The organism is Acidovorax facilis (assembly GCF_050626955.1).
In the GTDB taxonomy this organism is placed as follows: Bacteria; Pseudomonadota; Gammaproteobacteria; order Burkholderiales; family Burkholderiaceae_C; genus Acidovorax; species Acidovorax facilis.
Genome location: NZ_CP192460.1, coordinates 3,744,336 through 3,764,404 on the forward strand (window position 1 = coordinate 3,744,336; position 20,069 = coordinate 3,764,404).

Annotated in this window: 18 protein-coding genes; 11 read left to right on the forward strand and 7 right to left on the reverse strand. The window is 64.2% G+C overall.

The genetic code is table 11. From position 1 onward, the window contains the following. The first annotated feature begins 8 nt into the window (after nt 1-8). Both istA and istB read left to right on the forward strand, forming a co-directional pair. Nucleotides 9-1,535: an IS21 family transposase gene (istA, locus tag ACQ4MJ_RS17115; protein WP_056637686.1), complete on the forward strand. Its 1,527-nt coding sequence runs from the start codon at nt 9-11 to the stop codon at nt 1,533-1,535. Then, nucleotides 1,528-2,313, forward strand: coding sequence for an IS21-like element helper ATPase IstB (istB, locus tag ACQ4MJ_RS17120; protein WP_024815605.1), 786 nt, complete (start codon nt 1,528-1,530; stop codon nt 2,311-2,313). The genes istA and istB overlap by 8 nt, the downstream gene beginning before the upstream one ends. A gap of 393 nt (nt 2,314-2,706) precedes the next feature. Here istB and ACQ4MJ_RS17125 read toward each other — a convergent pair whose 3' ends face one another. Together ACQ4MJ_RS17125 and ACQ4MJ_RS17130 are read right to left on the reverse strand one after the other, a co-directional pair. Next, nucleotides 2,707-3,444 carry a response regulator gene (locus ACQ4MJ_RS17125; protein WP_431151877.1) on the reverse strand — a complete coding sequence of 246 codons (738 nt, stop codon included), beginning with the start codon at nt 3,442-3,444 and terminating at the stop codon, nt 2,707-2,709. Continuing rightward, nucleotides 3,441-4,166 (reverse strand): response regulator, encoded by a 726-nt coding sequence (locus ACQ4MJ_RS17130; RefSeq protein WP_431151876.1) that lies wholly within the window; start codon nt 4,164-4,166, stop codon nt 3,441-3,443. The genes ACQ4MJ_RS17125 and ACQ4MJ_RS17130 overlap by 4 nt, the downstream gene beginning before the upstream one ends. A gap of 76 nt (nt 4,167-4,242) precedes the next feature. Here ACQ4MJ_RS17130 and ACQ4MJ_RS17135 point away from each other — a divergent pair, with 76 nt between their 5' ends. The 5 genes from ACQ4MJ_RS17135 to ACQ4MJ_RS17155 are packed head-to-tail and all read left to right on the forward strand — an operon-like array spanning nt 4,243 to nt 10,465. Next, nucleotides 4,243-4,629: a response regulator transcription factor gene (locus ACQ4MJ_RS17135; protein ID WP_055399596.1), complete on the forward strand. Its 387-nt coding sequence runs from the start codon at nt 4,243-4,245 to the stop codon at nt 4,627-4,629. After that, nucleotides 4,626-5,393 carry an HD-GYP domain-containing protein gene (locus ACQ4MJ_RS17140; RefSeq protein WP_431151875.1) on the forward strand — a complete coding sequence of 256 codons (768 nt, stop codon included), beginning with the start codon at nt 4,626-4,628 and terminating at the stop codon, nt 5,391-5,393. Before ACQ4MJ_RS17135 ends, ACQ4MJ_RS17140 begins: the two co-directional genes overlap by 4 nt. Beyond that, the gene (locus ACQ4MJ_RS17145) at nt 5,390-6,193 is read left to right on the forward strand and encodes an ABC transporter substrate-binding protein (protein WP_431151874.1); all 804 of its coding nucleotides are present in this window, start codon (nt 5,390-5,392) and stop codon (nt 6,191-6,193) included. The genes ACQ4MJ_RS17140 and ACQ4MJ_RS17145 overlap by 4 nt, the downstream gene beginning before the upstream one ends. Nucleotides 6,194-6,203: 10 nt before the next feature. Then, a complete protein-coding gene (locus tag ACQ4MJ_RS17150) occupies nt 6,204-8,699 on the forward strand; it encodes a PAS domain-containing sensor histidine kinase (RefSeq protein ID WP_431151873.1) in 2,496 nt (831 codons plus the stop codon). Then, nucleotides 8,696-10,465, forward strand: coding sequence for a sensor histidine kinase (locus tag ACQ4MJ_RS17155; protein WP_431151872.1), 1,770 nt, complete (start codon nt 8,696-8,698; stop codon nt 10,463-10,465). The genes ACQ4MJ_RS17150 and ACQ4MJ_RS17155 overlap by 4 nt, the downstream gene beginning before the upstream one ends. A 62-nt stretch (nt 10,466-10,527) precedes the next feature. Here the strand turns inward: ACQ4MJ_RS17155 and ACQ4MJ_RS17160 are convergent, their stop codons facing one another. From ACQ4MJ_RS17160 to dapF, 5 genes are all read right to left on the reverse strand, one after another. Beyond that, nucleotides 10,528-12,207, reverse strand: a complete 1,680-nt coding sequence (locus tag ACQ4MJ_RS17160) for an IPTL-CTERM sorting domain-containing protein (RefSeq protein ID WP_431173655.1) — start codon at nt 12,205-12,207, stop codon at nt 10,528-10,530. A gap of 299 nt (nt 12,208-12,506) precedes the next feature. Further along, nucleotides 12,507-13,178: a signal peptidase I gene (gene lepB / locus ACQ4MJ_RS17165; protein WP_431151871.1), complete on the reverse strand. Its 672-nt coding sequence runs from the start codon at nt 13,176-13,178 to the stop codon at nt 12,507-12,509. A gap of 192 nt (nt 13,179-13,370) precedes the next feature. Next, entirely contained in the window at nt 13,371-14,348 is a 978-nt protein-coding gene (locus tag ACQ4MJ_RS17170) for a tyrosine recombinase XerC (RefSeq protein ID WP_431151870.1), read from the reverse strand. Between the two features lie 45 nt (nt 14,349-14,393). After that, nucleotides 14,394-15,083, reverse strand: coding sequence for a DUF484 family protein (locus tag ACQ4MJ_RS17175; protein ID WP_055399608.1), 690 nt, complete (start codon nt 15,081-15,083; stop codon nt 14,394-14,396). After that, complete coding sequence (gene dapF / locus ACQ4MJ_RS17180; protein WP_431151869.1) at nt 15,080-15,961, reverse strand: diaminopimelate epimerase; 882 nt, start codon at nt 15,959-15,961, stop codon at nt 15,080-15,082. The genes ACQ4MJ_RS17175 and dapF overlap by 4 nt, the downstream gene beginning before the upstream one ends. A 116-nt stretch (nt 15,962-16,077) precedes the next feature. Between dapF and ACQ4MJ_RS17185 the strand changes: the two genes are divergently transcribed. The 4 genes from ACQ4MJ_RS17185 (at nt 16,078) to ACQ4MJ_RS17200 (ending at nt 19,842) form a co-directional block, all read left to right on the forward strand. After that, nucleotides 16,078-16,782, forward strand: a complete 705-nt coding sequence (locus tag ACQ4MJ_RS17185) for a glutathione S-transferase N-terminal domain-containing protein (RefSeq protein WP_431151868.1) — start codon at nt 16,078-16,080, stop codon at nt 16,780-16,782. A 126-nt stretch (nt 16,783-16,908) separates the two neighbouring features. Next, nucleotides 16,909-17,106, forward strand: a complete 198-nt coding sequence (locus tag ACQ4MJ_RS17190; protein ID WP_055399614.1) for a hypothetical protein — start codon at nt 16,909-16,911, stop codon at nt 17,104-17,106. A 95-nt stretch (nt 17,107-17,201) separates the two neighbouring features. Continuing rightward, nucleotides 17,202-18,884, forward strand: coding sequence for an MBL fold metallo-hydrolase (locus ACQ4MJ_RS17195; RefSeq protein ID WP_431151867.1), 1,683 nt, complete (start codon nt 17,202-17,204; stop codon nt 18,882-18,884). A 172-nt stretch (nt 18,885-19,056) separates the two neighbouring features. Further along, nucleotides 19,057-19,842: an rRNA pseudouridine synthase gene (locus ACQ4MJ_RS17200; protein ID WP_431151866.1), complete on the forward strand. Its 786-nt coding sequence runs from the start codon at nt 19,057-19,059 to the stop codon at nt 19,840-19,842. The last annotated feature ends 227 nt before the right edge of the window (nt 19,843-20,069 follow it).

The window sequence follows — 20,069 nt, forward strand, 5'->3', positions numbered from 1 at the left end:
TGATCACCATGGACATGATTGGCAAGATACGGCGGATGCACCGCCGGGACAAGAAGACGAAGCGGGAGATATCGAGGGCCACGGGCCTGTCGCGCAACACGGTGGCCAAGTGGCTGGACGAGGCGCAGCCGGTCGAGCCCAAGTACCGCCGGGAGGCGGCGAAGGCGACCAAGCTGTCGGCGCACGAGGCGGAGCTCAAGCAAGCCTTGAAGGCCGATGCCAAGCGGCCCAAGAAGGAGCGGCGCACGGCCAAGGCCTTGTTCACGCAGATCAAGGCAGCGGGCTACGAAGGTGGCTACACGCGGGTGACGGACTTCATCCGCAAGTGGCGCCAAGGTGAAGGCCAACAGGCGGCCTGCAAGGCCTTCGTGCCATTGACTTTCGAGCTTGGCGAGGCCTTCCAGTTCGACTGGAGCGAAGACGGCTTGCTGGTGGGCGGGGTGTACTACCGCATGCAGGTCTCGCACATGAAGCTGTGTGCCAGTGGGGCCTTCTGGCTGGTGGCCTACCCCAGCCAAGGCCACGAGATGCTGTTCGATGCGCACACCCGCAGCTTTGCAGCGCTGGGTGGCGTGGCACGCCGTGGCATCTACGACAACATGAAGACGGCGGTCGACAAAGTCAAGAAGGGCAAAGGCCGCGTGGTCAATGCGCGCTTTGCAGCCATGTGCGCGCACTATCTGTTCGACCCTGATTTTTGCAACCGTGCCAGCGGCTGGGAGAAGGGGCGCGTGGAGAAGGATGTGCAAGACAGCCGCCGTCGCATCTGGGTGGAGGCGGGGCAACGGCGCTTTGGCAGCTTTACCGAGCTCAATGCGTGGCTGGGCGAGCGCTGCCGGGCTCTGTGGCGAGAGCTGCGCCACCCGCAGCACAAAGCGTTCAGCATCGCCGAGATGCTGGAGCTGGAGCAAAGCCACCTGATGCCGATGCCGGTGGCCTTTGATGGCTATGTTGAGAACCCGGCCAAGGTGAGCAGCACCTGCCTGGTGACGGTGGCGCGCAACCGCTACTCGGTGCCCTGCGAATGGGCGGGGCAAATGGTCAGCACACACCTGTACCCGGCGCAGATCGTGGTGGTGGCCGGCGATGCTATGGTGGCCACGCACGAGCGCCTGAGCGATCGCAACCAGACCCGCTACGACTGGCAGCATTACGTGCCGCTGATCGAGCGCAAGCCGGGCGCGCTGCGCAACGGCGCGCCCTTTGCAGACCTGCCCGAGCCATTGCAGCGCATGCGCAAAGGCTTGCTGCACCAGGAGGGGGGCGACAGGGTGATGGCGCAGGTACTGGCCGAGGTGCCCAAGCAAGGGCTGGACGCCGTGCTGGTGGCGGTGGAGTTGGCCCTGGAGAGTGCGCCGCCATCGGGGCGGGTGAGCACCGAGCACGTCATCAACGTGCTCGGCCGCCTGCAAGCGCAGCCCCTGCCCGAGACGGTTGCGACCAACCTGCAAGTGAGCCAGACACCCCTGGCCGACACGGCGCGCTATGACAGCCTGCGCGCTGGCAGCGACATGCAGGAGGCCGATCATGCGTGAGCTGGACAAGGAGTTCAAAGAGCTGCGCCTGTACGGCATGGCCGGGGCCTGGGAGGACCTGGTCAAGCAAGGCGGCCACGCCACGCTGGAGAGCTCGCGCTGGCTGCTGGAGCACCTGCTGCAAGCGGAAGTCACGGACAGAGCCATGCGCTCAGTGAGCTACCAGATGCACACGGCGAAGTTCCCCGTGCACCGCGACCTGGCGGGCTTCGACTTCGAATGCTCGCCCGTGGACAAAAAGCTCATCGAGCAGTTGGCCAGCATGGCGTTCACCGAGCAGGCGCACAACGTGGTGCTGGTGGGTGGCCCCGGCACGGGCAAGACGCATCTGGCCACGGCCATCGGCGTGGCGGGCATCACGCGCCATGGCTCACGCGTGCGGTTTTACTCCACGGTGGACCTGGTCAACGCACTGGAGCAGGAGAAGGCCCAAGGCAAGGCAGGCCGCATCGCAGCGAGCTTGCAGCGCATGGACCTGGTCATCCTTGATGAGCTGGGCTACCTGCCCTTCAGCCAGGCAGGCGGCGCCTTGCTGTTCCACCTGCTGAGCAAGCTCTACGAGCAGACCAGCGTGATGATCACCACCAACCTGGACTTCAAGGAATGGTCCAGCGTGTTCGGCGATGCCAAGATGACCACGGCACTGCTGGATCGACTCACGCACCACTGCCACATCGTCGAGACGGGCAACGAGTCCCACAGGTTCATGCACAGCACAGCCGTGGCCAAGAAACGCATCAAGGCACGCGAACAGGCCAAGAAGGCTGAGCCGTTCTGAGCGGCTCAAGGGCAAGCCGCTACGGGCTTCGCCCTGCGCGGCTTACCCTCAACGGACGACCACCGAGCTCGATCACCAAGGAGACCAAAACCGACCCAAGGCACTACACTTATCCACAGCCGACCTTCACAGGTTGGCCATTAGCCCTGGCTCAAAATTCAATCGGCACGGTGGCTCAATTTTGAATCGGCGCCAACATTGCCCCCCCCCCAGGGGCAACTTTCGCTATCGACACTCCAAGCCCGACAGCCTCAAGGCCAGACGCCAGACGCCAGGCGTCAGCTGTTGAAGTCCCCTTGGAATCACCACCTTCGGGTGGTTTTTCTATTGTTCAGAAGCTGTGAAATGATCCACGTACCGGCAATAGGCTGCCGTTTGCGAGATGCAAAGAATTCAACTTTCGCCTTGAACAGAAACCACACGCAGCACCTGCTGCCGCAACTGTCGCCATCCCTGTTGCATAAGGTCAGAATGGCCCCCTGCAGCCCACTCCTCGGTGCTTCGCGCACACTGGGCAGCTGGCGCCTCACCCAGCATCGTCAACACTGACTTGAGGTTGTGCGCCACGCGCCGCAGCGCCTGTGCATCTTGCGCCGCCACGGCCAGATCGCCTTCCATCACATCTTGAGGAAACCGGGCCAGGCATGCCTGTCGATAAGCTTCGTAAAGCGCTCGGTTGCCGCCGAAAAAATCGGCCACTGGATTGTGTTGAGCAACGGTGACGACGGCGGAATCGGCCTGAGCCCCCAAGTCGAGGCTGGCCAGAGTCTCAGAAACACAAGCCATCAGCGCCCCCACGGAGGCGGGTTTGTGCAGAACGCGCCAGACGTTGAGCGACTCCAACCTGCGCTGCGTGGCTGGGTCAATCCCACCACTGAACACCACGGTGCGGCAGGCCACTCCCTGAGGCGAAAGATTTGTCTGCATCCAAACCAGTAGATCAAGGCCGGAGCCATCGGGCAGGGTCAGATCCGTGAGGACCAGGGGTGCCACTTCGGTGGTCAGCGCCTGCTTCGCCTCGGCGAGAGTGGCGCATGGCACCAGATTCACGCCGAGGGGATCGAGCGCCATCTGGACAAACCGGCGCACTGACGGATCGTCCTCTACCAACAGCACGCGCGGCTGCGTCACGACGGCGCTCGGGCCTTCTCGGCCACAGGACGCAGGAACCCCGTCAGCAACGCAGGCAGCTCCTGCACCAAGCGGGGCTTGTGCACCACAGGCAGCCCGGCCAGCGCAAAGGCGTAGGGACTGCGCTGCTCTTCGTCGAGCGAGGTCACAACGATCAGACGGCTGCGCTGGAACTGGGGATGCGAGCGCAGACGCGCAATCAGCGTTGCGCCATCAATGCCAGGAAGAAGGATGTCCACAATCAGCACATCCGGCTGCAGTTCGCCCGCCATCGCCAAGCCAACGATGCCGTCGTCTGCCACATGCAGTTCCACTTGCGGGAAATCGTGCGCCATCAACAGCTTCACCAGGGTCTGGAAATGTGCGGAATCCTCGATCAGCAACACCCGCTGGCCGTGTGTACCCACTGGTTCGCGAGAAGCGCCGACCTGCTCGGCGCGCCTGGGTGCAGCTTTAACCACCCCATCGTCTGGCGCTACCACCGCACCAGACACGGCAACTTCGGCAACCGGTACAACGGGCTGGCCCTGACCCTGCCGCTGGGCCAGCCAGCGCTCGACCGATGCCTTCGCGATGCGCCGATGACCTCCTGGTGTTTTCCAGGCCTCCAGCTCACCCCGGTCCACCATCAGCTGAACAGAACGAACCGCCATACCCAGCACCCGCGCCACATCACGGGTACTGCAATCCACCGGCAGCGAAGAGAGAAGACTGAGTTCCATAGTGGCGAATTTTATCACTTCGAGAAATCACTTTTATGATAAAATTGATAAAACTAGTTACAGCAAGTGCCCAACCATGAACAAACGCATTCTGATCATCGAAGACCATGCGGATATCCGCCGACTGATCCGCATGACCCTGGAGTTCGAAGACCACGACATCCATGAAGCCGTCAACGCCGACGAGGGCCTGGAGGCCGTGCGAACGCTGCGCCCCCAGTTACTGTTGCTGGACATCATGATGCCCGGAAGCATGGACGGACTCGATCTGTGCCGCCTTGTCAAAAGCGACCCATCGCTGGGCAAACCCTGGGTGGTGCTGCTGACGGCTCGCGGGCAAAGCCAGGATATCGAGGCGGGGATGATGGCCGGGGCCGACGCCTATCTGCTCAAGCCCTTCAGCCCCCTCAAACTGATCGAAACCATCAACCACCTGGGCACAACCCCCGGCGAGGCGCCATGAGCATGGTTGCAGCTGCACGCGAAAATACCCAGTTCAGCCCTGCGGCGGCCGACCAGATGGAGAAGATCGTCTTCGATCTGGGGCGCATGTACCAGGAACGCAACGAGGCGTTGCAGGAAGTGGCCCGCGCCCACCATGAGGCACTGTTTCTGCTGTCCATGGCGGCGGAATACAAAGACGATGACACAGGCATCCACATCGTGCGCATCGGATTCCTGGCCGAGGCCCTGGCACTTTTTCTGGGCGAGTCCAAGGACTACGCCCTGATGCTGCGCAAGGCGGCCCCCATGCATGACATTGGCAAGATCGGCATTCCTGACGACGTGCTGAAGAAACCTGGTGCCTTCACGCCTCAGGAGCGCATGATCATGAACCGGCACCCTGCCATCGGGGCAGACATCCTGGGAAAATCGCGCATCGCGCTGTTCCAGGTGGCCGCCGAAATTGCGCTTGCACACCATGAACGCTGGGATGGCAAGGGTTACCCGAACCAGTTGGCAGGCCAAGCCATCCCCCTGTCGGGGCGCATTGTGACCATCGTGGACTTCTACGACGCCCTGACCATGGACCGCGTCTACCGCCCGGCCTTCAGCCACGAAAAAGCGCTGGAGATGCTCCTGGCCGAACGGGGCAAAGCCTTCGACCCGGATATCGTGGACTGCTTCCTGCGCAACAGCGCCGCCATTTCGGCCTTGCGTGAGCAAGTCACGGTCGGGCGCATGACCTTCGCCGACCTGATCAACCGCAAGCAGGAGGCACCATGATCTTCCGTACATACCGAGTGCAGGCTGCGGTGCTCATGCTCCTGGCTACCGCTCTGGCCTCCTGGGGCGCCACAGCAGGTGAGGTTCAGGACCGCGTTCAGGCCCGGGGTGAAGTCAGGGTCTGCATCTGGCCCGCGTACCAGCGCATCTCGTTTCGGGACCCGCGCTCCGGCCAGCTCAGCGGCCTGGACATCGATCTGGCTACGGCACTGGCGTCTGATCTGCGCGTCAAGCTGCGCTTCGTGGACTCGTCCTTTGTCACCTTGGTGCAGGACCTGCAGGCGAACACCTGCGATGTAGCGATGTTCGGCATCGCCATGCTGCCCCAGCGCATGGAACAACTCCAGTTTTCCACGCCCTATCTGCAAAGCGACATCTATGCCGTAACCACACGCACCAGCCGCATCGTGCGGCAATGGAGTGACATCGACCAGCCGGGCGTGCAGGTAGGCGTGCAGGCCGGAACGTTCATGGAGCCCGTCATGCGGCAACGCCTCAAGCATGCAGGTCTCGTCTCCATCCACCTGCCGCAGACACGGGAACGTGAACTCATTGCCGGCCGCGTGGACGTCTTCATGACCGATTACCCCTACGGTCGCGCACTGATCGAAAGCACGGAATGGGCCGCACTGGTGGCACCCCCCAAGCCGTTCTATACGCTCCCCTACGCCCATGCCAGCAAACCGGGCGACGTCGAATGGCGAGCCGTGCTCAACGCTTTTGTCGCCCGGATTCGGCAGGACGGCCGCCTGGAAACGGCGGCACGGCGCCACGGACTCGAAAGCATCCTTCTGAACTGATGCCCCTGCCATGAAACGATCTATTCCCTTTGCCAAGCTCAGCTTGCTGGAAGTTGCCAGCAGCAGGGCGCTCTTCGGGGGCACGCTTCTCATGCTGGCCGTACTCATCGGCACCGCATCGCTGATGTGGCTGGAGTTCCGCCGCACAGAAGCTCAGGACCGCAAGCAGCTCGAATTACTGGCCAGCGTCATGGAGTCGCACGCCAGCCAGGTTTTCGACAACACCAAGCTCACCCTCGACAGCCTTGCGAAAAACCTGACCACCGAAAACCACACTCCCGCGCAGCTCGAAGCACAGCAGTCTTACCGCTTGCAAGGCCTGCCTTTTCTGCGCAGCATCGCCATCGTCAGCTCCGAAGGGCTGGTGCTGGCCTCCACGACCGCCTCGGACCGGGGTGGCCGGGTGGATCTGCAGCGCCTGCCTCCTTCACCAGCGACCGATGAGCGGGTGGTCATTGGAGCCTGGGTGCATGGCCGCACACTCACCCAAGATATGCGCAATGCAACCGTGCCAGCTGGCCTTGGCTACATTCCCATGGTGCGCCTGGTTCGCCTGCCATCGAACGCTGTGGTGACGTTGGTGGCACAGATCAATCCCGACGCCCTGGCCACCTACCAGCGGCAGTTGATGGAGGCAGGCCACCCTGGCACACAGGTCATGCTGGCATTGGACAACGGGACCTTGCTCACCCAGGTGGGCAACGACACCTTGAATCTTGGAAGCAGCCTGGGCACCCACCCTTTGTTCCAGGGTTTGCTGCCTGCGCACAAAGGAACTTACGGCCCGCTGCAAACCTTTCAGGCCCGTAGCCTGGGCGCCTGGCGCAGCTCCAATAACCAGCCTCTGGTGGCTTTTGTAGAGCAACCCTATGAAGCCACGACCCAGCAGTGGCTGGACGCAATGCGAGGACCGCTGCTGTTCATGGGGGTGGCCTTGGCGCTGATAGGACTTCTCACGCATGCGTCCTGGCGCAATGCCCGCGCAAAAGAAGTTGCGCAACGTGAACGCGATGAGGCCCAGCAAGAAACCGCACGGCGCGAACAAGAGCTGTCGGTCCTGTTCCGAAGTGTTCAGGAGCTGATCTTCCGCACCGATGCCCAAGGGACCATCCGGTTCGTCAATCCCCGCTGGCATGCCATTACCAACCAGCCCGCTGAAATGGCCCGAGGCCAGCGTCTGCGGGACGTCGTCCACCCCGAGTGCCGCGATGGCGTGGATGCCCTGTTCGACGCCACCCAGCCCCCGGGCGTGCGCATGGCGCAGGTCCGCCTCACGGGGCCCGCTGGAGAAACGCGCGCGCTGGACATCTCGGTGGTTCCGCTGCGTGACCGGTCGGGTCAGTTGCGCGGCTTTGCGGGCAGCGCGGTGGATGTGACAGCCCTGCTGGCCGCCCAGCAAAGCCTGCAAGAGCAGCTGGCCCTCACAAGCCAGGTGCTCGAATGCAACCCGTTGCCCATCTGCATGACCGACACTGAAGGACGTCTTCTCTCGGTCAATCAGGCCTGGGAAAGTTTCATGGGGCTGTCGCGCAAAAGCGTCCTGGGGATGCGCAACATCGACTTTCTGCCCACGCAGGAGGCGCAGGCGTACTGCGCACACCAAGAACAACTGTTGCGCGAGGGCGGTCGTGTACGCTACGAAGAGCGCATGCGCCGGCCCGATGGTAGCTTCCGGGACGTGCAGGTCACCAAGGTGCTCGTCACCACCAATGGCAAGCAGCCCATCGGCATCCTGACCGCCAAGATGGACATCACGGAATTCCGGGCCGCACGCGATCTGGCCGAAGAGGCGTCGCGCTCCAAGTCGGAATTTGTGGCCAACATCAGCCACGAGTTGCGCACGCCCCTGCAATCCATCCTGGGCTTCTCCGAACTCGGACTGGCGCGGGGCCGCCATCAATCCAAGCTGGCGTCCATGTTCAGCGACATCCACGACGCGGGCCAGCGCATGCTGGTGCTGGTCAATGACCTGCTCGACATCGCAAAGATCGAGAGCACGGTTGGAGCCTTCCAATTCGAGCGCGCCGACGTGCGCGATCTCATCGAGGAAGTGGCGGCAGAGATGGAGTTGCTGCTGGACCGCAAACGCCTGGGCCTGGGCTTGCGACTGGGCCGCATGCCTTTGATCGCCAAAGTGGATCCATCGCGCTTTCAGCAAGTGGTGCGCAATGTCTTGAGCAACGCCATCAAGTTCTCGCCCGAAGACAGCATCATCGACATCACCGCCGGAGTCTCGGACGACCACAGCATCCACATTCAGGTGCGCGATCAAGGCCCGGGCATACCTCCCGCAGAGCTGGAGACCGTGTTCCAGGCCTTCGTGCAATCGAGCAAGACGCGCGATGGCTCCGGCGGAACGGGCCTGGGCCTGGCGATATGCCGCAAGATCGTCGAAGCACATGGGGGGCGCATCCATGCCACCAACGGGCCCGACGGCGGTACCATCTTCCATATCATGCTGCTCACCGCAGGCTACACGGACACGATGCCAGCCCCGCTCACATGAACAGGAAGCCCAGCAAGCCCCAATCCTCCGACTGGCGCAGCAGCCCGGCGCTGATGTACTTTGTGGTGGCCTGCGTTTTCAGCGCTGTAGTGCTGCTGGGTGCCTGGGCCACTATGGCCGCCATGCTGCGCTGGCAGTGGAAGGAAACCCTGGACGCCGAGATGCGCCAGAACACCAACACCGCCCTGGCACTGAAGGAGCACACGCTGCGCATCCTGGACACGGTGGACCAGGCCATGTGGCGTTTGCAGCATACCGCCGAAGACGGACCACTCAACGGCGAGGACCTGGCAACCATCGCCAATGAAACCGGCATGGTGCCGCACATCCTGACGCAGTTGTCCTTCGTGGGCCCTGATGGCCGCTTTCAGGGCAGCAACCTCGACCCCGACGGCTCGCGCAGCAACCATGTGAGCCTGATGGACCGCGACCATATCCGGGTGCACTTGCTGCCCGCCGAAGCGGCCCCGCCCAGCTCTGGCATGCTGCACAACGGCCTTTTCATCAGCAAGTCCCTGCTGGGCAAGGTGTCGGGGGTATCGACCATCCAGCTCTCACGCAAAGTCACGGCCGCGGATGGGCGCGTCCTGGGGGTGGTGGTGGCGTCACTCAATCCACGCCATTTCGCCGACGTGTACCGGGGCGTGCAACTGGGCAGCGACGGCGGTGTGGGACTTGCGGGGCTTGACGGAGTGATCCGTGTGCGCGTGTTGGGAGGTGTCAGCACAGAGGTTGGGATGCAACTGCCCGCGCCCCTCCTGCAAGCACTGCGCAGCCAGGACAGCGGGGCCATGTTGTCGCCATCGTCCGACGCCAGACTGCGCATTATTGGTTTCAGCCGTGTCGGAAGTTACCCGCTTGCCGTACTCAGCGGCACCTCAGAAGAACACTCTTTCGCCCGCTGGCGCACCACACGCGACACGATCCTGTGGTTGACGGCACTGTTGAGCCTGGCGGTTGTGGCCTTTGTCGCCGTATTTCTGGGAAGCATACGCAGGCTGGCGGTCAGCCACGCGGCCCTGACCCGCAGCGAGGCCGAAGCCCAACGCGCCAACCAGGCCAAAAGCGAATTCCTGGCCGCCATGTCGCACGAGCTGCGTACTCCGCTGACGAGCATCCGCGGCTTTGCTGAACTCATGGAGCTGCGCAGCAACGATCCACAGACCCGGGAGCAATCGAGCCTTATCCGCCAGGGCGCAGAACACCTGAACGCTCTGCTGACGGAAATCCTCGATCTGGCGCGAATTGAAGCGGGTGCCATGCCAACGCACCCCGAGTCCGTGGAACTGCCCGGTCTGCTGCACGATGTGATCGAGCTGTTCCGTGTCAGTGCCGTGGCCAAATCGCTGGCGCTCACGGCGACCACGGCCGCCAACGTCCCGAACTCTCTGCTAACCGACCGCCTCAAGCTCAAGCAGATCCTGAACAATCTCTTGTCCAATGCCATCAAATTCACCCCGTCGGGCACCGTGTGCCTGGCCGTGGATACCAGCGCAGACGGTCACCATGTGCAGTTCCATGTCACAGACACAGGCCCGGGTATCCCGGAAAACCTGCACGAGGTCATTTTCGAAAAGTTCAGCCAGGGCCACGCCCGCGTCAGCTACCAACACGGGGGCACCGGACTGGGGCTGTCGCTGTCTCGTGCGCTTGCCCAACTGCTGGGCGGCACGTTAACCGTCAAGTCCCGGGTGGGCGAGGGCTCCACATTTACGCTGTCGCTGCCTCTGCAAATTCCGCCGAAAGCCGCCCCGCCGTTCGTATAAGCCGCATTGCTTACCACTGCGGGGCCGATACACCGACACCGCAGTAGTTCATTGGTTATGCATCAGCGGCGACGGCGTGCAAAGGCCGTGGTGAAACAGCCCATCAGAATCGACAAAATGATCATCCCCCACTGGGACAGCGTAGGAATGGGTGACGCAAACCCGATCTGGCTTGCCGGCGAACACACTTCCAGACCCGGCGTGGCCCCGGTAGCGGCCACTGGCGTCACACAGAAAAACAGGAAGTTGCCCATATCGCCTGCCACCGGGGTATACCCCATCGTTGTGGCGACATTCGTTCCTGCCGCCACGCTGTTGCTGGGGCTACGCACCCAGCGGAAGGTGGACGCACCCTGCACGTCTGCATTGGCGTCCGTGTAGGTGTAGTTGCCTGTGGCGGGTTGCCCAATGGTCGGCACGCCCGCAACGGACACGGACAGGGCCACGGGGGGCACCTGCGCAACCACCGAGATTTGCACCGTCGCATCGTCACAAAGAGCCGCGTTCGGAGCAGGCAGGCACACCCGGTAGGTGAATGTGTCGGTCCCGCTGAAGCCAGCATTCGGCGTGTAGGTATAGGCACCCGTCGCGCTGTTCAGATTCAGGGTGCCGTTGGCGGTGCTCGCGAGCACCGCGTACGTGGAACCCACCGGGGCGGAATCATTGCCCGTGACCGAAGCATTGAACGGCACCCCTTGGGTGGCGGGGCCTGCATTGTCATCTACCGCATTCGGGCCGACGGTCACTGTGACCGTAGCGGGGACGCAGGTTGCCTGATCAGGTGCTGGCTTGCACTGTTGATAGGTGAACGTATCCTGGCCTGAAAAACCAGGTTGCGGCGTGTAGGTGTAGGCCCCCGTGGATGGATCGAGCACCACAGAGCCGTTGGCGGGTGTCGCAACCACGGCAAAAGTGGAGCCAGCCACGGTCGTGTCGTTGGTGGCCACATTGCCCGGCACAGGGGTGTTGAACGGGGTGGTGGCCGTGTCGTCCACAGCGCCGATGGCTCCAGGCGGCAAGGTCACCGTCACGGTTCCAACATCCACCCAGGTGCCTGGCACCGTGGCTGCATCGGTCACGGCCAGGTTGTCCAGCTCGAAGCCCCCTCCTCCAGCGTGGCGGACAACGATGGTTCTGAAATTGACGCTGGCCCCCCGCAGCAACAGGTTGATGTAGCCATAGGGCTCTCCTGTATTGCGACCCGCAGGCGGATTGGGGTTGCCAAAGTAGTCCGCCTTGGCGTACGAATTGCCATCGATCGCCGTGATGTTGCCGCCCCCACCCAGCAGCGTTGTCAGCGAGTTCGTCGTGAACTGCGCCAACAAGGTGTTGGTGTCGTCATAGAACTCGATGGTGTTGCCGGCGTTGCCCGCCGACCACCAGAATCCAACGTACTTCCGGTCGCCAATCAGGGTGATGGTGACTTGGTTGCCGTTTCCTATAGCAAGGTAGTTCCCTGTCCCATCTGCGCCACCATACTGGTCAGCCGCAGTGCGGTTGACACCCCCGGTGGCACCCGTCCAAGCCCCGATGGCAAAACTCCCCGTCGCACCAATTGCCCCCGCTGCATCCGAGAAGGTTTCAACAATGGCGCCCGATCGCGTCGTGTTCTGTTCACCGGGCGGTGAAAGGTATACGTCCAGAGTCTGAGCGCCAGCGTTAAAGCCGCTCAGCAAAGAAGCCGCACCCATCAGCACGGCAGACAAGGTCGGGGGACGCAGCAGAGAACCGGGGAAGCGCATAGATCGGGGCAGGCTCAAAAGTGTGGCCGCGATCATAGGGGGAGGCGTTACGCAAAGCGACAATAGCCACCAAAATGCAACACTTGTTGACAATCTGCTACCTAAGGCGGCCGCAAGCTCCAGAGTTATTCCCTCTGAATGCGGGGTCAGCAGCCCCCGTCCCTCACGCCTCCAGCGAGCTCTACCCCATGCTTGCATGCGACCAATCAAGGCGAAAGTGAAGCGCTGCCCGAGTAGCGGACGTGGCCACGATGCCTCTCAGCGCCCACCGCACAACGCGGTTCAGCGCTCACGCCGAATCAAAGCGCGTGACCGAAACGCCCCAGGCGCGGGGCCCAATTGTCAAGGATGTCGGCCGACACCAGCACCCGGCGCGCCTGGCCGATGAGCAGGTGGCGCGGCACAAACCCGATGTAGCGTGAGTCGGCGCTGTTGTCGCGGTTGTCGCCCAGCACCAGGTATTCGCCCTCGGGCACCGTCACCGGGCCGAAGCTGCGGTGCGCGGTCACGCCCTGCAGCCACTGCACACGGCGCTCGTGGCCCTGCAGGTGCTCCGTCCAGCGGGTGGCTGGCACCTGGGCGCCCCATTCCAGCAGGGTTTCGGTCACCGCCTCGGGCGCGTCATAGCGCGCCGCCTCGCCGTTGAGGTACAGCACCTCGTCGCGCATTTCCACAGTGTCGCCGGGCAACGCCGCAATGCGCTTGATGAGCCGCGTGCCATCGCGCGGCGACGAGAAGGTGACCACATCGCCCCGCTCGGGCTCGCCCAGGCGGGCGAGCACCACATTGGTCAGCGGCAGCTTCAGATCGTAGGCCAGGCGGTTGACAAAAACGACGTCGCCTTCGAGCAGCGTGGGGCGCATGGACCCCGAAGGGATGGGGTTCCAGTCGGCCACCGCCGTGCGGAAGATGCCGAAACACAGCAGCAGCACGATGAACCCACGGTTCGATTTGATCCATTTCAGCAGCATGACGACAACTCCAAGTAGCTTCAAAGCAAGCGCTCTGCTCGGATGCGCCCTGTTGCAACTTGGTTCCGTGAGACCGGCCATTGCGGATCTCCCCCAACGCTTGCTTTGAGCGCAGCCAATTCCAGTGCACCCGTGGAACCGGCTTTGCCGGGCCACCAGGTGCGTCCCCCTTGGGGGAAGCAGCGCAGCCGCTCAGGGGGGCTTTTTTCTAGCTCGGGGATGCGCCGCGTCATACACCTTGGCCAGGTGCTGAAAATCGAGGCGCGTGTAGACCTGCGTGGTCGTGATGTTGGCGTGGCCCAGCAGCTCCTGCACCGCACGCAGGTCGCCGCTGCTTTGCAGCAGGTGGCTGGCAAAGGAGTGGCGCAGCATGTGCGGGTGCACCGGCGTGGTCAGCCCCGCCTGCTGGCTGCGCTGGCGCAGGCGCAACCAGATCGACTGTGCCGTGAGCCGCTTGCCGCGCTGGCCGACGAACAGTGCGGTGTCAAGCCTCGCCGATCCTTCACCGCCGAAGGGCGTGGCCCGCAGTAGCAGCCAAGTCTGCAGCGCTGCGGTGGCCGCGCGCCCCACGGGCACGCTGCGGCGCTTGCTGCCTTTGCCGAACACATGGGCCTCACCCGCTTGCAGATCGACCCAGCCCCGGCCCTGGCGCTGGGTGTCGGCATTGGGGATGGCGTCGAGCCCCGCCAGTTCACCCACGCGCAGGCCGCAGCCGTAGAGCAGCTCGACCATCGCCGCATCGCGCGCCTCCAGCCAGGGGTCGGCGCCGGTGTTGTCGAATTCGGCCAGCCGGACGGCGTCATCGACGCCCAGCGCCTTGGGCAGTGGCTTGGGCGCCTTGGGGGCGCGCACGTCCTGCACCGGGTTGTGCGGAATCAGCCCCTGCCGCCCAGCCCAGATGAAAAAACCGCGCCAGCCCGAGAGGATGAGCGCAATGCCGCGCCCGCTGCGCCCGCCGCTGTGCATCTGCGCGACAAAACGGCGGATGTGTGCGGTCTGCAGCTGCAGCAGCGGCACGCTGACCGCCGCCGCAAACTGCGCGAGCTTTTCAAGGTCCAGGGTGTAGAGCGTGAGCGTGCGCGCTGCCAGCCGCTTTTCGACGCGCACGTGCTCCAGGTAGCGCAGGACGTGGGGGTCGAGCGTGGTGGGCGCAGTGGGCGTGTCAGACATGGTGACCGTGGCTGAGCCGCCGCAGAGCGGCCGCTGGCCGTCTGGCTACTTCAGACGAAGCAATGCGGCGCTGGCGAGTTCTGCCATGCGCGACAGAAATTCGGTGCCCATCGTGGCATCAAAACGCTGCGGGTCTTGCGAGCCCAGCACCAGCAGGCCAAAGGCGGGCGTGGCGCTGTCGATGGCGCCTGCGCGCAGCGGCAGCAGAGCCAGCGACTGGGCGGGCTCGCCCGCCTCGTTGGCCAGCCAGGCGGCGGGCTCGAAACCCAGGTTGGGGCCGCAGAACGGCATGGTGAGCGACGAGGCGAACGCGCGGGCGTCTTCGCTGGCGCCCTGGGTGAAGTCGGCGTCGATGTACGGCGCGGCCACCTCCCACACGCGGACCGCCGCCTGGGGCACGTCGAAAAGGGTGCGCACACCATCCACCACGGCCTGGGGCAGGTCGAACGGGTCGCGCACCTGCAGCAGGCTGCCGGTCCATTGGTGGACCTTGTTGGCAATGGCAGCGTTTTCGGTGCTGTTACGCACCATTTCCATGATGCGCTGCTCCAGGCCCTTGATCTTTTCACGCAGCATTTCGGCCTGGCGCTCCTGCAGGCTCACGGCGCGCGCGCCGTGGGGGCTGGTGATCTGCACGCTAGCCAGCACCTCGGCATGGCGTTCGAAAAAGCCCGGCGTGTTGGTGAGGAACTGGGCGATGTCGTCTTCGGTGATCGGTGGGATGTGGGACGTCATAGGAGGGTGTCAGGAATATCGATCTGGCCTTCGAACACCGTGGTGGCGGGGCCTGTCATGAAAACGGAATCGGTGTCGGCACCGCTCCAGGCAATGGTGAGGCGGCCGCCGCGCGTGTCCACATGCACCTCGTTATCGAGCAGGCCGAGGCGGATGCCGGCCGACACGGCGGCGCAGGCGCCCGTGCCGCAGGCCAGGGTCTCACCAGCACCGCGCTCGAACACGCGCAGCCGCACGTGGGTACGGTCCACGATCTGCAAAAAGCCTGCGTTCACGCGCTGCGGAAAACGCGCGTGGCGCTCGATCAAAGGGCCCGCTTCGGCGACGGGGGCGGTATCCACGTTGTCCACCAGTTGCACGGCGTGGGGGTTGCCCATGGAGACAACTGCTATCAAAACAGTAGCTGCTAGCGCTTTACCATCCAGCGCTAGAGGCCATTTTTTCCCTGATCCTTGCTCTACAGGGCTCAGGCCGCTGGCATCGAACGGTACCTGCGCGGGATCGAACTGCGGGCGACCCATGTCCACGGTGACACGGCCATCGGGCGTGAGACGGGGGGCAATCACGCCGCTTTGGGTCTGCACCCGCAGGGTGTCTTTGCCCGACAGGCCTTTGTCGTGCACAAAGCGCGCAAAGCAGCGGGCGCCGTTGCCACACTGCTCCACCTCCCCGCCATCGGCGTTGTGGATCACGTATTCGAAGTCGATACCGTCAGCGGGCGAAGGACGCACGGTGAGGATCTGGTCGGCCCCCACGCCGAAGTGGCGGTCGGCCAGAAAACGGTATTGGGCGGTGCTGAGCCCCAGGCGGCCCTGCGTTTCGTCGAGCACCACGAAATCGTTGCCCGCGCCCTGCATTTTGGTAAAGCGAATCTGCATCCGTCAGATTATCGTCGGTGGGCCGCCAATAACCTCAGGCAGCGCCGGTTTCACGGCCCCATTAGGCTTGCGCTCTTTGGGCGCCGCACTGGCTGCCACCCGCCAAGGACTCTTTGATGCCCGATCTTTCCGCCTTCGCCATCACCCACAAATGGCCCTCCCAGCACCCCGACCGCCTCCAGCTGTATTCGCTGCCCACGCCCAACGGCGTGAAGGTGTCGATTGCGCTCGAAGAGCTGGGCCTGCCTTATGAACCCCACCTGGTGAGCTTTGACACCAACGACCAGACCTCGCCCGAGTTCCTGTCGCTCAACCCCAACAACAAGATCCCCGCCATCCTGGACCCCAACGGCCCGGACGGCCAGCCGCTGGCATTGTTCGAATCCGGCGCCATCCTGTTGTACTTGGCCGAGAAAACCGGCCAGCTGATCCCGCAGGAGGCCGCTGCGCGCTACGAAACCATCCAGTGGGTGATGTGGCAGATGGGCGGCCTGGGCCCGATGTTCGGCCAGCTCGGCTTCTTCCACAAGTTTGCGGGCAAGGACTATGAAGACAAGCGCCCGCGTGACCGCTACGTGGCCGAATCCAAGCGCCTGCTGGGCGTGCTGAACCAGCGCCTGACAGGCCGCCAGTGGGTGATGGGCGACCAGTACACCATTGCCGACATCGCCATCCTGCCCTGGGTGCGCAACCTGATTGGTTTCTACGGCGCGGGCGACCTCGTGGAGTTTGGCCAGTTCACCGACGTGCAGCGCGTGCTGGACGTGTTTGTGGCACGCCCTCCGGTGATCAGGGGTCTGGCAATTCCGGCACGCGGTTGAGCGAGGAGGGGGTGCGCACTGTCGCTTTCTTTCTCGCCCGCCCTTGATATTGATCATGCCGACCAGCCCGCCGCACGGCCGCCGCGCACCTACGATGGACCTCCTTAAAAAAACAGGGAGTACCTCATGGGATTAACCGTCAACGTTCTGGACGATCTGGGCGCGCACAACCTTCAGGCAGCTGCCCAGGCGGCACTGCAGGAGACCAACGCCATCGCGCTGATCGAACTGCTGGAGATGCTGTGGAGCTGCGACGTGGAAGGCGCCAACGCCGTCATTGATGCGGTGCTGCTGCGCCTGCAGCAGCTGCGGGCGTTGCGCTGAGTGGTCAAACCCAGCACATCCGCCGTAGTACGGCCCATGGGCCGTACCGAAGTGGGACGTGTGCACACGGCGCGCCTCCCCTCGATAATGGCCCGATGCCCCGCACCAGCCAACAACTGCACCCCTACCGCGAACCTGTAGCCACCCGCCTGGCCGCCACTGTGCTGCTGCTGCGCGATGCACCCGGCAATGCGGGAGGCATCGAAGTCCTCATGACCCGGCGCTCCGACAAGGCCAGCTTTGCACCGGGTGCCTATGTGTTCCCGGGCGGGGGCATCGATGCGCTGGATGCGCAATCACACACCGCCGCCGACCGCCGCCCCACACAAAGCGATCTGCACCTCACCCAGGCCATCGCCGCCATCCGTGAGAGTTTTGAAGAACTGGGTGTGCTGCTGGCCCGCCATGCCGACGGCCCCCGCAAGGGGTTGATGGCCGATGCGCAGGACATCGCCGCCATCGACCGCCACCAGCCGTTTGTGGCGCAATGCACCGCGCGCGGCCTGCGGCTGGCGGCCGACAGCGTTTTCATGCTGGCCCACTGGATCACCGACCGCGACCTGCCGCGCCGCTTCGACGTGCCATTTCTCGTCGCTCGCATGCCCGAGGGCCAGGAGCCTGTGGCTGACGAGGCCGAGCAGTTCGAGCCCGTCTGGGTGCGCCCGGCCGATGCGCTGGCGCGGCATGAGGCGGGGCAGTTCTTCATGATCTTTCCGACCATCCGCACACTGCAGCGGCTGGCCACGTTTGCCACCACCCAGGCCGTGTTTGACATGCTGGCCCACGAGCTGCCCCTGTGGACCAGTTGCCCGCGCGCGGGCACGCTGGCGGGCAAGGAAGCGCGGTACATGGAAAGCGACCAGCCCTACGGCGAACTGGCCCTGGTGTGCCCCGACGGCCAGATCGTGCATCCGCTGGACTGGCAAACCGAGCGCCCCGTGCCGCTGCTGCGCAACGTACAGCGGTTGACCGCCCCCAACCCCGGCGTGATGACCGGCCCCGGCACCAACAGCTACCTGGTGGGCGACCCGGCCACGGGTTACATCGCCATCGACCCCGGCCCGGCAGACCCCGAACACCTAGACAAGCTCTGGCGCGCCGCGGGCGGTGACATCCGCATGATCGCGTGCACCCATTCGCACCCCGACCACTCGCCGGGCGCCGCGCCGCTGCAGGCACTGTGTGTGCAGGCGGGCAAAGCCCGGCCCCCCATCCTGGGCCTGCCCTCGGCGCCCACCGCGCGCACGGCCAGCACATTCACACCCGACAGATCGCTACAAAATAATGAGCTACTCGCGCTTGATGGACAAGCGCCAGAGGGCAATATTACCCATACTTTGCAGGTCATCCACACCCCGGGCCACGCCGCCAACCACCTGTGCCTGCTGCTGGTGGAAGACGCCCTGCTCTTCAGCGGCGACCATATCCTGAACGGCAGCACCACGGTGGTGGACCCACCTGACGGCAACATGGCCGACTACCTCGATTCGCTGGACAAGCTCGACGCCGTGTGCGCCGAGCATGGCGTGGAGTTCATCCTGCCTGCGCACGGTTATGTTCTGGGCAATGCCCGTGGCGCCATCGCCAAGCTCAAGTCCCACCGCCTGGCACGCGAGGCCAAGGTGCTGGCCGCCATGCAGGCGCTGCCCCAGGGCAGCATGGAAGACTGGGTGCGGCACGCCTACGCCGACGTGCCGCCGCGCATGTGGCCCGTTGCGCAGCGCTCGCTCCTGGCGCATGTGGAGCGCATTCGAGCACAACAGCCCGGGAACAATTGATGCCCCCTGAGTCGCTACGCGCCTTCCCCCTCAGGGGGACGCCACCAGTGGCCCGGCAAAGCCTGTTCCACCAAGGCACTGGCATGCGGCAGCACCCGTATTGAAGGCACCGCCGACAATCACGCATTTGTCCCTTCGATTCCCATAGGCGAATGCCTACCTTCCTCACCCCATGACCGACAAGAACCCCGACCCCTCCCACATCCGCCTGGCCAAGCGTGTGGCCGACCAACTGAACTGCTCGCGCAGCACGGCCGAGCAGTTCGTCGAAGGCGGCTTTGTGAGCGTGGACGGCCAGGTGGTGGAAGCCCCCGGCGCACGCGTGCGCCCCGACCAGGCCGTGACGGTGGCGCCAGACGCCAGCCTGCTGGAGTTGACCCCGGTGACCTTGCTGCTACACAAGCCAGTGGGGTTTGAAGCGGGCCTGGGTCTGCCCGCCGGGCAGGCGGCCCACGCCAGCCGCAGCCAGGGCGCCACTGCGGCCACCACCCTGCTGGGCCCGGCATCCCACCTGCCTGAGGACGCCTCAGGCATCCGCGTGCTGCAGCGCCACTTCAAGCAGCTGGAATGTTTCACCCCGCTGCCCACCGAGGCCAGTGGCTTGGTGGTCTATACGCAGGACAAGCGCATCGCGCGCAAGCTGGCGGAAGACATCGAGTCGCTGGAGCAGGAATGCATCGTGGAGGTGAAAGGCGACATTGCACCGAACGGGCTGCAGCGCCTGTGCCACGGCCTCTCGTTCAACGACCGCCCGCTGCCGCCCATCAAGGTGAGCTGGCAAAACGAGACCAAGCTGCGCTTTGCCCTCAAGGGCATCCGCCCCGGCCAGATCCCGGCCATGTGCGAGGCCGTGGGCCTGGCCGTGGTGGCCTTGAAGCGCATCCGCATCGGCCGCGTGCCGCTGGCGAAGGTGCCTGAAGGGCAGTGGCGGTATTTGCAGCCTTGGGAAAGATTTTGAATCCCCCCTGAGTCGCCTTCGGCGCCGTCCCCCCCGGGGGGACGCCACCGGTGGCCTGGCAAAGCCAGTTCCACGGTGGCACTGGTCTGGCCGCGCGTCCCGTGGCTACGTCGGTGCGACCGTCCGCTTGGCGACCCTGCCGACGGGTTCGGTATCAGACCAACCCAAACCGTTCACGCTGAGCTTGTCGAAGCACGGTGCCAAGCTTGGACATGCTCGGCCCGAAC

What these genes read in the sequence shown, in the direction of transcription:
- istA (WP_056637686.1), top strand. Translation starts at nt 9, where the DNA reads ATGGACATGATTGGCAAGATACGGCGGATGCACCGCCGGGACAAGAAG.
- istB (WP_024815605.1), top strand. Translation starts at nt 1,528, where the DNA reads ATGCGTGAGCTGGACAAGGAGTTCAAAGAGCTGCGCCTGTACGGCATG.
- ACQ4MJ_RS17130 (WP_431151876.1), bottom strand. Translation starts at nt 4,166, where the DNA reads ATGGAACTCAGTCTTCTCTCTTCGCTGCCGGTGGATTGCAGTACCCGT.
- ACQ4MJ_RS17135 (WP_055399596.1), top strand. Translation starts at nt 4,243, where the DNA reads ATGAACAAACGCATTCTGATCATCGAAGACCATGCGGATATCCGCCGA.
- ACQ4MJ_RS17140 (WP_431151875.1), top strand. Translation starts at nt 4,626, where the DNA reads ATGAGCATGGTTGCAGCTGCACGCGAAAATACCCAGTTCAGCCCTGCG.
- ACQ4MJ_RS17145 (WP_431151874.1), top strand. Translation starts at nt 5,390, where the DNA reads ATGATCTTCCGTACATACCGAGTGCAGGCTGCGGTGCTCATGCTCCTG.
- ACQ4MJ_RS17150 (WP_431151873.1), top strand. Translation starts at nt 6,204, where the DNA reads ATGAAACGATCTATTCCCTTTGCCAAGCTCAGCTTGCTGGAAGTTGCC.
- ACQ4MJ_RS17155 (WP_431151872.1), top strand. Translation starts at nt 8,696, where the DNA reads ATGAACAGGAAGCCCAGCAAGCCCCAATCCTCCGACTGGCGCAGCAGC.
- ACQ4MJ_RS17160 (WP_431173655.1), bottom strand. Translation starts at nt 12,207, where the DNA reads ATGCGCTTCCCCGGTTCTCTGCTGCGTCCCCCGACCTTGTCTGCCGTG.
- lepB (WP_431151871.1), bottom strand. Translation starts at nt 13,178, where the DNA reads ATGCTGCTGAAATGGATCAAATCGAACCGTGGGTTCATCGTGCTGCTG.
- ACQ4MJ_RS17170 (WP_431151870.1), bottom strand. Translation starts at nt 14,348, where the DNA reads ATGTCTGACACGCCCACTGCGCCCACCACGCTCGACCCCCACGTCCTG.
- ACQ4MJ_RS17175 (WP_055399608.1), bottom strand. Translation starts at nt 15,083, where the DNA reads ATGACGTCCCACATCCCACCGATCACCGAAGACGACATCGCCCAGTTC.
- dapF (WP_431151869.1), bottom strand. Translation starts at nt 15,961, where the DNA reads ATGCAGATTCGCTTTACCAAAATGCAGGGCGCGGGCAACGATTTCGTG.
- ACQ4MJ_RS17185 (WP_431151868.1), top strand. Translation starts at nt 16,078, where the DNA reads ATGCCCGATCTTTCCGCCTTCGCCATCACCCACAAATGGCCCTCCCAG.
- ACQ4MJ_RS17190 (WP_055399614.1), top strand. Translation starts at nt 16,909, where the DNA reads ATGGGATTAACCGTCAACGTTCTGGACGATCTGGGCGCGCACAACCTT.
- ACQ4MJ_RS17195 (WP_431151867.1), top strand. Translation starts at nt 17,202, where the DNA reads ATGCCCCGCACCAGCCAACAACTGCACCCCTACCGCGAACCTGTAGCC.
- ACQ4MJ_RS17200 (WP_431151866.1), top strand. Translation starts at nt 19,057, where the DNA reads ATGACCGACAAGAACCCCGACCCCTCCCACATCCGCCTGGCCAAGCGT.